Genomic DNA, 11,674 nt, shown 5'->3' on the forward strand with positions numbered 1-11,674 from the left:
CATGTCGAAGTAGCTGTCGTGGAACCGGGTGCCGTCCGGGTCGTTCCAGAAGCCGGTGGGCATGGACGGCAGGGGCTTGGTGACGACGAGCTCGCTCGGCGGTCTTGCCGCCCCCGCCGCCCTTGCCGCTGCCGCCCGGCTCCTTGCCGCCCTTGCCGGTTCCGGACTTCGGGGTCGACGGGGTGTCGCCCTTCGGGGTGGTCGGCGCCGGGTCGGCCGGGGTGGTGGTGGGCAGGTCGCCGGAGAGCAGCTTCTTGATCGCGCTGAGGACGGAGTCGCCGTCCTCGACCGCGAGCTTGACGGCCTTGACGGCCTTGACGCCGCTGCTGATCGCCTTGACCGCGCCGTAGCCGTCCAGGGCGAAGGAGCCGACGATCCCGGTCCACTGGCCGGCGACGTACGAGGTGGAGCTGGTGTCGACGCCGAAGAGCTCGGCGAGCGGGTGGTCGTCGACGTAGCCGGTGTGGCCGAGCTTGAACGGGGTCTCGTTCTCGTACCCGGTCATGCCGTTGAACACGTCGTTGTCGCCGTTGACGATGTCGGCGAACGAGTTCCAGCCGTCCGACAGGAAGTTGACGCCCCACTGGTACGGGTCGCCGACGATCGAGTCGCCGATGCCGGTGAGCCAGTTGCCGGCGGCGCCGCACCAGTCGGAGCCCCACCACAGCCCGGTCGGGTCGCTCCCGGAGACCGGGTTGCCGGCGGCGTAGCCGTACCCGCCCATCTGGTTCGGGTCGCCGTTCTCGAAGACCGGGTCGACCTGCAGGAAGCGGCCGATGACCGGGTCGTAGTGGCGCGCCCCGAGCAGGCTCAGGCCGGTGGCGGCGTCGGCTGGCTTGCCGAGGAAGCCGTGGTTGTCGGCCCAGCCGCCCGGCGCGGTGCCGCGCGGGTTGCCGTACGGGTCGAACGAGCGCCGGGTGACGGCCAGCGTGCCGCCGTCCACCTGGAGCTGGGCGGTGCCCTGCGGGGTGGTGGGCTGGTAGCTGATGGCGCCGTTGCTGGCGCGCACGGTCACGGTGCCGTCCGGCGAGCGGTAGTAGCGCAGCCCGGTGACGGTCTTTCCGGCGGCGTCGAGGTTCAACTGCTCGTTGCCGGAGAAGAGGTAGAGCGTGTTGCCGCCGGGGCCGCGCTGGATCAGCAGGCCGCCGTCGGCGTCGTACAGGTAGCCGCTCTTCCTGCCGTCGGTGGTGACGGCGGCGGTGCGTCCCTCCTCGTTGTAGTCGATGCTCTGGTTGCCGGCCCTGGCGCCGGTGGTGACCCGGGTCTGGGTGTTGCCGGCGTCGTCGTAGCCCGGGGTGAGCACGGTGGTGCCGGTGGCGGTGCGGGTGGTGACGGTCGAGACGGCGTTGGGCCGCTTGGCCGGGGTGACGCCCTGGCCCGGGTAGGCGAGGGTCTGGACGGTGTCCTTGGCCGCGTTGCCGGTCACGTCGTGGCTGATCTGCTGGGTGCGGTCACCGAGCTGGTCGAACTGCCAGTCCTGCCAGTACGGCGCGGGGCCGCCGACGGTGGCCGGGCCGGGCCGGGCGGTGTTGCAGCGGGCCAGCTGGCCGGCCGTGGCGGTGGTGATGCCCTTGGTGTCGGTCCAGGCGCTGACCAGCCGGCGCTGGGCGTCGTAGCCGAAGCACTGGGTGTCGGTGACCCGGTCGGTGCCGCCGCTGGACTGGACCTCGGAGACGGTCGTCAGGTTGCCCGACGGGTCGTAGCCGAAGGTCGTGTCGGAGATCGGGTTGGCGGTGTTGTTCTGCAGGGTGACCCGGCTGGTGGCCAGCCGGCCGGTCGCCGCGTCCCAGGTCTGCGCGGTGCGCAGCTGCTTGGTCGGCGTGCCGACGGTGGTCTGCACGACCTGGCCGAGCGGGCTGTAGTTGACCGTCGCGACGTACGGGCGGCTGGGCGAGCCCAGGCTCACCAGGCCGCCCTCCAGGTTGTAGCCGTAGCCGACGGTCTCGGCGGGCAGGCCGCCGTCGCCGTTGAAGGACGTCGAGGCGAGCATGCCGACGTTCTCGGTGTAGGACGCCTTGGCGGTGTAGGTACCGGCCAGGGCGCCCTCGGCGGCGGGGATGACGGTGCTGACGGAGGTCGGCTGGCCGACCGCGTTGTAGCCGTCGACCCGCTGGACGTAGGCGCTGCCGTTCTTCCCGCCCACGTACCGGGTGGAGGCGACGGGCAGGCCCTTGCCGAGCTTGTCGTAGCTCCACTCGGCCAGCAGCTTGGTCGGGTCGCCGGTGTCGGTGCCGGAGTACTCGGCGGTGCGGCGGCCCAGCTCGTCGTAGGTGAACGACAGGGTCTGCCTGCGGGCGTCCGTGGTGCTGGCGAGCCGGCCCAGCGGGTCGTAGGTGGCGCTGGAGGAGCCGGCGGCCGGGTCCGTCTGGGACGTCATCCGGCCCTGCATGTCGTAGCCGTACGTCCAGGTGTTGCCCGCGTTGTCCTGGACGGTGGAGATCTGCCCGCGCGCCGTGTAGGTGTAGCGGGTGGTGATGTCCGCGGCCGGCGCGGTGCCGGCCGTGCCGGCGGACCAGAGCCGGGCGTTCTTGGCGTCGTAGACCGCGACGTCGTCGTCGGCCTGGACCTTGAGGTAGCCGCCGGGGTGGCCGCCGGTGCCGGTGGACCACAGGGTGGTCTTGCCGGTGGGGTCGAGGACGACGAGGTTGCCGTCGGCCTGCATCACGGCGTAGGCGCCCGGGTGGCCGCCGGTGCCGCTGGACCACAGGACCTTCTCGCCGACCAGGGCGGTCAGCACGAGGTTGCCGTCCGGCTGCATGGCGAGGCGGATCCCGGCGGAGACCACCGAGGTGCCGGAGGAGATCCGGCTGCCGCCGGCGAGCTGCCGGTCGGGGGTGTCGTCGCGCTGGATGCGCACCGTGGTGCGGCCCTGCGCGTCGGTGTAGGTGGTGCCGGCCTTGCCGCCCTGGGCCGGGGTGGTGTCCACCCGGTCGGCGCCCTGGTAGCTGACGGAGCTCTGCCACAGGGTGCTGGCGAAGGAGGCCAGCGTGGTGGTGACCGGCCGGCCCTGGCCGTCGTAGGCCGTGCGGGTCACCGACGGGCCGGTGCGGTTGGTCTCCGCCCACATGGTGCTGCTCGGCGCGTGGTCGGCGTCGGAGTAGGTCGCGATGCTGGAGACCGCCCAGCCGTGCGAGTCGTAGTAGGTGGAGGACACCAGCCGGCCGGCCGAGTTGTCCGCCGGGGTCGACTGCGTCTGGCGGGGCTGGAGGGTGCCGTCGTAGATGGTGACGGCGGTGCTGTAGGAGCCGTCCTCCCGCAGGCTCTTGGTGGTGACGGAGGAGGGCGTCGGGTTGTCGCCGGCGCCGTGCACGTCGTAGGAGTAGACCCGGTCCGGCGTCTGGGTGGACTTGTCGCGGCCCGGGGACCAGACCTTCTCCCGGCGGCCCAGGGCGTCGTAGGCCGCGTCCGTCACCTGGTTGTTGACGTCCACGGAGTGCGTCACCGAGGCGCGTCCGGGTGAAACGGTGCTGGTGGCGGTCCACTTCAGCGGGTTGGTGGTGGACAGGGTGGTCGGGAGCACGCCGGTGTCGGGCTGGTACCCGGTGGTCGTGGTCCGGCCCGCCGCGTCGGTGCTGGCGGTGACCCTGCCGTAGCGGTCGTAGGACATCCCGCCGAGGGTCTGGAACTGCGGCTGCCCCTTGCCGTCGTAGCCGGTGACCGCCTGGGTGGCGGTGACCAGGCCGAGCGAGGTTCCGTTCTGGCCGAGGACGCCGTAGGTGCCCGGGTGGTCCACCGAGCCGTCGCCGTCGTAGAAGATCCGCTTGTGGGAGAGCGTGGTGTCCTTGCCGGGCGCGGTGCCGCACGGGCCCGCGACGCTGATCGTCTCCTTGGGGGAGACCAGCATCATCGGGTTGTCCGCCGGGGCGTCCGCGTACGTGGTGGTGGTGCAGGTCTCCTGCTTCGGATCGGCCAGGTCGCTCTGGTCGTCCTCCTTCCAGATCCGGCCGACGCCGTCGAAGGTGGTGCTGGTCCGGGAGGTGCGCCAACTGCCGTCCGACAGGAGGCTCATGGTCCGCGAGGAGGTCGCGGTGACCTGCCGGGCGGTGAGGTCCGGCAGGGTGGAGAGCTTGTCCGGCGCCGGGTCCTCGGAGGTCCACGCCTTGCGGGCGGCGGTGGCGGTGACCTTGGAGGTCGGCGGGTCGGCCAGGGTGCGGGTGACGACGCTGCCGCCGGCCTTGGTGTAGCCGAGCGTCTGGTACGGGGTGCCGGCCAGCCACGGGCTGTCGGTGATCTCCTCGCCCAGCGCGTTCTTCACCGTGACGCTGCGGGTCGTCCCGTCGGCCTTGTAGTCGCCGTCCATGCCCTGGAGGTAGGAGACGGTGCTCTGGGTGATCGGGTCGGGCGCGGCGCCGGTGGTGGTGGTGACGGTGCGGTAGCCCCGGAAGTCGTTCCAGGTGCGGTGCTTGTCGTCGGTCAGCTCGGAGTCGTCGCGGTGCCAGGCGGCTCCGTCGGCGTAGGTGTAGCGGGTGACCTTGGCGGGCGAGCCGGCCTTGGTGCGGTCGCTGTCGGTGACCTGCTCGACCAGGGTCTTGTGGAACCAGTCCGCGATCGGCTCCACGCCGCCCGGGGTGTTCCAGTAGACCTGGTAGCAGGCCATCGTGTCGCTGTCCGCCGAGGCGGGCATGGTCTTCTTCTCGCGCGAGCACTCCGGCGCCCGGTAGGTGACGGCGATCGACTCGCCGGTCTCGGTCTGCACGCTGGAGATGCGCGGGTGGTACAGCGGCGGGGCGGCCGGGGTGAGGCCGTCGACCCGGTTGTCCATCTCGATGCCGGTGAAGGTCACCGGGTCGAGCGTGATCGGCCCGCTGCCGCCGGCGGAGGTGTCCTTGCCGGTGTGGACGATCGAGGACAGCCACATGACCGACTGCAGCGAGCCGGTGGCCTTCTGGTCCTGGGTCTTGCCGGTGACCGGGTCGTAGGTGCCGCCGGCGTCCGAGAACACGTGGTCGAGCTCGTAGGTGTCGACGTCCTGCCAGCCGGAGACGGTGCGGACCCTGGTGTCGATGCCCTTCAGGCGGTAGGTGGACCAGAACGTCGGCCCGCCGGTCAGGCAGACGCCGTCGGTCTTGTCGTCGTCACCGACCTTGTTCTTCCAGTCGGACTCGCAGTGCAGGTCGTACGGCGTGTCCGGCCAGTTGGCGGCGGTGTCCGAGGAGAGGTTGCCGTCCTTGCAGACGCTGTCCGACTTGGTGCAGCGCTGCGCGGCGCGGAAGACCACCTGGGCGGCCGGCTCGCGGCCCGCGCGGGCGTCGGCCAGTTGGTAGCCGTAGGAGATCTTCGTCAGCCGGCCACCGCGGGTGTACTTGGTGATCGTGCCGCCCTTGTCGTCCTTGGCGACCTGGCCGTAGCCCATGTTGTAGTAGTTGGACTCGGTCGCCCAGTCGTAGCGCTGGACGTTGCCGTGGGCGTCGACGACGAAGTCCAGGTTGAAGCGCCAGCCGACCGGCTTGTCGCACTGGGAGTCGTCGCCCTTGTCCGAACTGTGGCACGGGTCGCCCGACTTGGGGTGGTAGACCGGCACGCCCCAGGCGCTGTTCGTGGCGTCGTCCGAGGTGGTGCCGGGGGCGTGGTTCAGACCCAGGTAGTAGGCGGTGCCGTCGGTCGTGGTGACCTTGAAGTACTCGCCCTGCCACAGGCCGTTCGCGGCGTCGGTGAGCCGCTCGATCTTCGTGCCGTCGTCGCTCTGGAGGTGGTACGCCCCGTTGTCGTCGCGCAGCAGGCGGCCGTTGTGGCTGCCCAGCTGGAGCGTGGCGTTCCAGCCGGCCCAGCACTCGTCGCCGGAGTCCTTGATCCCCTGGTCCTTGCAGCCCTTGTAGGAGCGCTCGATGAAGCCGGGGGTGTACGACCAGCCGTCACCGATCCAGGAGGACTGGGAGTTGCGCGCGGAGGTCTCGCCGTCCACCGACTGGGAGTCGTAGGAGAGGCTGACCGTCGGCGCGGTACCGCCCAGCGACGGGGGCACGGTGACGGGGTAGTGGTAGGTGAAGGCGCCCGAGGCCGAGGCCGACCAGGAGCCGGAGGCGGACAGCGAGGTCGCGCCGAAGTCCCCCTGGGAGCCGTTGGAGCCCGCGACGGCGGCCACCGCCATGCCCCCGGAGGAGGCCTGCGCGGCGGGGGCCGCGAAGAAGGAGGAGGACTTCCCGGCGACCGCCGAGCCGGGCAGGGCGACGGTGCCGCTGACCTTCCGGCCGACCGGGTCGTTGACCGACTCCAGCGGGGTGCGGGTGCGGCAGGCGGCCACCTGGGGGGTGGTCAGCGCACAGGCCGGCATCGCGACGAGGTGCAGCCGCGAGGCCCAACCGCCGCCGTAGGCCTGCTCGATGGAGCCGTAGTCCAGGGAGACCGACACGCTGCCCGTGTCGGTTCCGCGGTCGGCGCGGCTGAGGCCGACCAGCAGGCCGTCCACGCCGGCCCCCTGGGCCCGCCCGCGGTCGGCCACGGTGACCTGCACGGCGGACACCGGGGACACCGGGGTGAGCGGGGCGGCCAGGGCACGGGCCCGCTCACCGAGGGCCGCCGGAGCGGCCGGTGAGACCGAGACCGGCAGCGAGCCGGCCTTCACCTCGCCCGCCGGAGCTGCCAGGCTGCGCACCGCGGAGGCGCCGCCGAGGTCGACGGTGGCGCTGGCGGCGGCGGGCCACTGCGGGCCCTTCACCTCGTGCGGCCTCAACTCCCGTGCGCCGGCCGGGACCACCGGCTTGGGGGCGTTGCCCGCGGGGCTGTCCGCCGGGTGGCCCGGCACCTTCGGCTGGGAGGGGAGCGGGTCCGCGTCCCAGACCTTGTCCGTGTAGCGGTAGCCGCCCACGACGGAGTCGGCGACCGCGAACGGCGCCGACAGCGCGAGGGCGGTGACGGTCGCGACCGTCACCGCTCCCCGTTTCATCCAGGCCCGGCGGCGGGCTCTGTCGAGTATGCGGAACCCCTGGGCTCCGCGTGGTCCTGCGCGCATGCGCACAATCCCCCATGAGAACGAACAGTGACATCCGTTGAGGTCACGTCAGCTGACGGGCCGTCCTCGGCCCGGCTGGAACCGTATTGCCATGACAAAGGGTCAGCAATACCCTTCCCCAGCGGTCACACCTTCCTCATCCGCCACACAGGTTCACCAAGTCGTTCACCAAGTGGTCGGAGACGGACGGAACGACCGCAATTCCGACACACGGCGGCCCGTGCGACGCAGCGTTCTGTGAGAAGAACCACAGCGGCGCGCGCGGTGGCCGCTTCCGGTCCTCGAAAGGACGACGACACATGGGGGAGCGCACCCGCGCCCGGAGTCATCCGGCCCGAATACCGACACGCCGCCTGGCGGTGTCGGCGGTGGTCACCGGGCTGCTGCTCGGCACCGTCGGCCCGGCGCTGGCGGACGACGTGCCGGCCGGCGCCGGAGCCGCGGCGGGCAGCGCCGCGGCCTCGCCGCTGGCGGCCGCGAAGGCCGAGGCCGTCCGCACCGGGAAGCCGGTCACCGTCGACGGGCTCACCACCGAGACCGACGAGACCGTCGCCAACGCCGACGGCACCTTCAGCGTCACCAGCCACCTCCAGCCCGCCCGGGTCCGCCGGGGCGACGGCTGGGCGGCGGTGGACGCGGCGCTGGTCCGCAACGCGGACGGCAGCCTCTCGCCGAAGGCGACGCCCTCCGGACTGGCCCTGTCCGGCGGCGGCACCGGTCCGCTGGCCACCCTCACCGACGCCGAGGGCCACCGGCTCTCGTACACCCTGCCGTTCCCCCTGCCCGCACCTCAGGTCAGCGGCAGCACCGCGCAGTACGACGGGGTGCTGCCCGGCGTCGACCTCAAGGTCACCAGCACCGACCAGGGCGGCTTCCACGAGGTGCTGGTCGTCCACGACGCGAAGGCCGCCGCGAACCCGGCGCTCGCCGCGCTCCACCTGACGGCCACCACCAGCGACGGCCTGACGCTGAACGCGGACGCCGACGGACGGGTCGCCGCGACCACCGCCGACGGCACGGCCGCCTTCCGCTCCCCCGCTCCGCTGATGTGGGACTCCACCCGCACGGCCTCCGGCAGCGCCCCGAGCGCCGCGCCGCAGAACGCCGCACCGCAGAACGCCGCGCCGCGGGCCGCCGCCCCGAAGTCGGCCGCAGCGCCGAAGGCCGCCGCGGCCCCGGCCGCCGAGGGCGCGGACGGCGCGACCGCCCCCGCGGCCCCGACCCCGACCGCCACCCCCACCGCTCAGCCGGCCACGGCCTCCACCGCCGAGCAGCCCGGCACCGCCGCCCAGGTGCGGCCGATCGCGGTGACCAGCTCGCCCGGGGCGCTCACGCTCGTCCCGGACGCCGGCCTGCTCACCGATCCGGCCACGGTGTGGCCGGTGTACATCGACCCGTACACCAGCCCGATCACCAGCAAGAAGAGCCACTTCATCACGGTGAAGGAGGGCTGCCCGTCGCAGAGCGCGTACGACGACGCCCAGGACAACGGCGAGGGCGTCGGCTACCAGCACTGGAAGGACTGCTACGGCCTCAACCGCGCCTACTTCGAGATCAACATCGGCAACCTCACCAAGGCCATGGTGATCTCCAAGTCGACGATCCACCTCACCTCGACGTACGGCGCCTCCTTCGACTGCGACAACGAGACCGACGTCAAGCTGGCGACGGTCACCGGGATCAGTGGTTCCACCACGTGGAACAACCAGCCGGACGTGACCGGTGACGGCTACATCGGCGGCACCCAGAAGGTGAAGAGCTCCAACCCCTCCCAGCACTGCGGCGACCACGACGCCAACTGGGAGGTCACCGGGCAGATCAAGAAGCTGGCCGGCGAGAAGGACAGCTGGACCTTCGGGCTGTTCGGGAACGAGTCCAAGTCGTCCGGCAACAACGACTTCGTCCGTTTCGCCAACAACCCGTACTTGACGACGGTCTTCGACATCGCGCCCCGGGTGCCGGACAAGCTGGGCACCACCCCCGCCGCCGTCTCGCCCTCGAGCAACGGCTGCGACGGCGCCGATCCCGGCTGGATCGGTCAGTCCGGTCTGGCCGGCGACGCCTCGGACATCACCCTGAACGCGCACCTCGACACCGACATGAGCGGCGTCAACCTGCGCGCCCGGTACGAGGTGTGGGACACCAAGATCGCCGACTCGGCCGGCAACTCCACCGGGAAGGGCTCCCCCGTCAGCGGCTGGGTCAGCGACGGTGGCACCACCCGCCAGAACATCGGCTTCAAGGTCGCGGACGGCCACCAGTACGGCTGGCACGTGCGGGCAGACGACGACACCCTGATGAGCGGCTGGTCCCCGAACTGCTACTTCAAGGTGGACCTCAGCGCGCCGAGCGTGCCGACCTTCACCGAGTCGCCGGTGTTCCCGCCGCTCGGCAGCGACCACGCCCCGACCGGCCACGCCGGCGACACCGGCGTCAAGGTCACCGTCAGCGCCAACGACCCGACGCCGACCGGCTGCACCCGCGGCTCCTGCGTCAGCAGCGGCATCGACCGCTTCGAGTACGCGCTGGACGTCAACATCCCGGCCAACGGCGCCGCCAAGGTGGACGCCGTCCAGGCCGGCGGCGGCAACGCCACCGCCGACATCCCGATCGTCCTCAGCGCCGCCCAGTGGGGCGCCCACACCCTGTTCGTCCGGGCCGTCGACAACGCCGGCAACACCCAGGGCACGGTGGGGCAGTACAGCTTCTTCGCCCCCTGGAACCCGAACACCAAGGTGGCCGCCGGCGACCTCGACGGCGACGCCGTGCCCGACCTCGTCGCCCCCACCACCGGCGGGGACCTCGTCCTGGTGCGCGGCAACGCCGACCCGGCCGCCCCGCCCGTCACCGTCTCCACCAAGGCGCAGAGCCCGGACGGCACCGGCTGGAACAACTACCTGGTCGCGCACCGCGGCACGGCCACCGGCACCAACGTGGACGACCTGTTCGCCTACGACAAGGCCACCCACGAGCTGTACCTCTACCCCAACGACGCCATCACTCCCGGCGGCACCAGCGGCCACTTCACCCTGACCCAGAACGTCGTGCCGATCCGCAACTCCGGCAGCTGCCCGGCGAAGGGCTCGGACGGCACCTGGAACAACGTCAGCCAGATCCTGGCTCCCGGCAAGCTCGCCGGCTTCGCCGACGCCCCGGACCTGATCACCGTCGACAAGGGTGAACTCTGGTACTTCCCGGGCACCTTCCAGGCCGGCTGCAACCTCGGTGCCGGCGTGCGGATCGGCACCGGCGACTGGTCGGACGTCACCCTGCTGGCGCCCGGCACCGTGAACGGCGTGCCGACGCTGTGGGCGCGCAACGACACCACCGGCGCCGTCAGCAGCTTCCCGCTGACCTTCTCCGGCGGCGTCCCGACCACCCGGATCGCCGCTCCGACCGGCGCCGCGCTGGTCTCCGGCGTCCTGGACACCGCGAACAAGAACCTCTGCCTGGACATCGACCACGCGCGGACCGCCAACGGCACCCCGGCGCAGATGTACACCTGCAACGGCACCGACGCCCAGACGTTCACCCTGGGCGCCGACAGCACCGTGCACGTGATGGGCAAGTGCCTCGACGTGGTGAAGGGCGGCACCGACAACAACACGGCGGTGCAGCTCTACCAGTGCAACAACACCGGCGCCCAGCAGTGGGTCCCCGGCCCGTACCCGGGCACCCTGAAGAACCCGCAGTCCGGCCGCTGCCTGGCCGACCCGGCGAGCAACCGCACCCCGCGCACCCAGGTGATCATCTACGACTGCCTGAACATCGCGGACCAGAAGTGGGCCGCCACCAGCGGCAACGTGCTGCCCGCCGCCCAGACGGTGCTCCCGCTCGGCGTGGGCGGGAAGGACTACCCGACCGTCGCCTCGCCCGGGGACGTCCAGGGCACCGGCTTCCCGGCGCTGTACGCGGGCAGCGGCTCCGGCCGGCTGGTCGAGTTCCCGGGCGCCGCGGCGGTCGGCGGCCTCGCCCAGTTCGCCGCTCCGGTGTCCATCGGGCACGTCCACCGGCCGACCGCCTGGTGGAAGCTGGACAGCACCGAGGACAGCGTCCGCACCGACGGCGCCCTGGCCCTCTACGGCACCGCCGCCGTCGTCGCCGACCCGGACCGCGGCAGCGCGCTCGCCCTCAACGGCACCACCGCGTTCGCCGACACCCCGGGCCCCGCGGTCGACACCAGCCGCAGCTACACCGTGTCGGCCTGGGTCAGGCTGACCAGCCTGACGAACAACTCGAGTTTCGTCTCGCAGTCCGGCACCACCGGCAACGGCCTCCAGCTGTACTACTCCAGCGGCGCTCACGCCTTCGCGTTCGGCCACGGGCACGCCGACGACACCGCCGGCGCGTTCACCAGCGCCTACGGGCCCACCACCGGGCCGCTCAGCCCGAAGACCAACACCTGGTACCACCTGGTGGGCGTCTTCGACGCGGACAGCCAGCAGCTGAAGCTGTACGTCAACGACGAGACCGCGGCCGCCGCCGACTACACGGGCACGGTGTGGAACGCCACCGGCCCGGTGCAGATCGGCCGCCGCAAGTACCAGGGCTTCTACGGCGAGTACACCGCCGGCCGGGTCGCGGACGTCCAGCTGTTCGCCGAGGCCCTCACCCCGGGCGGCGTGCGCTCGATCGGCAAGGACCGCCCGGTCCCGACCCAGCTGAGCTGACACCCGTCCGCCGGCGCTCCAGGCCCCGGCCCCCCCCCCCCCCGGGGGGGCCCCC

The 11,674-nt window shown here is 72.1% G+C and carries 1 protein-coding gene and 1 pseudogene; one reads left to right on the forward strand and one right to left on the reverse strand.

The genetic code is table 11. The annotated features are described in order from the left end of the window. Positions 1-724 precede the first annotated feature (724 nt). Positions 725-6,949, reverse strand: a pseudogene (locus ABT247_RS26590) (RHS repeat domain-containing protein); the annotation flags it as partial. A gap of 299 nt (positions 6,950-7,248) precedes the next feature. On the opposite strand from ABT247_RS26590, the gene ABT247_RS26595 reads away from it, so the two are divergent. Next, positions 7,249-11,619 carry a ricin-type beta-trefoil lectin domain protein gene (locus tag ABT247_RS26595; RefSeq protein ID WP_350746928.1) on the forward strand — a complete coding sequence of 1,457 codons (4,371 nt, stop codon included), beginning with the start codon at positions 7,249-7,251 and terminating at the stop codon, positions 11,617-11,619. Positions 11,620-11,674 lie beyond the last annotated feature (55 nt).

The organism is Kitasatospora sp. NPDC001539, from assembly GCF_040298565.1.
Classification (GTDB): Bacteria; Actinomycetota; Actinomycetes; order Streptomycetales; family Streptomycetaceae; genus Kitasatospora.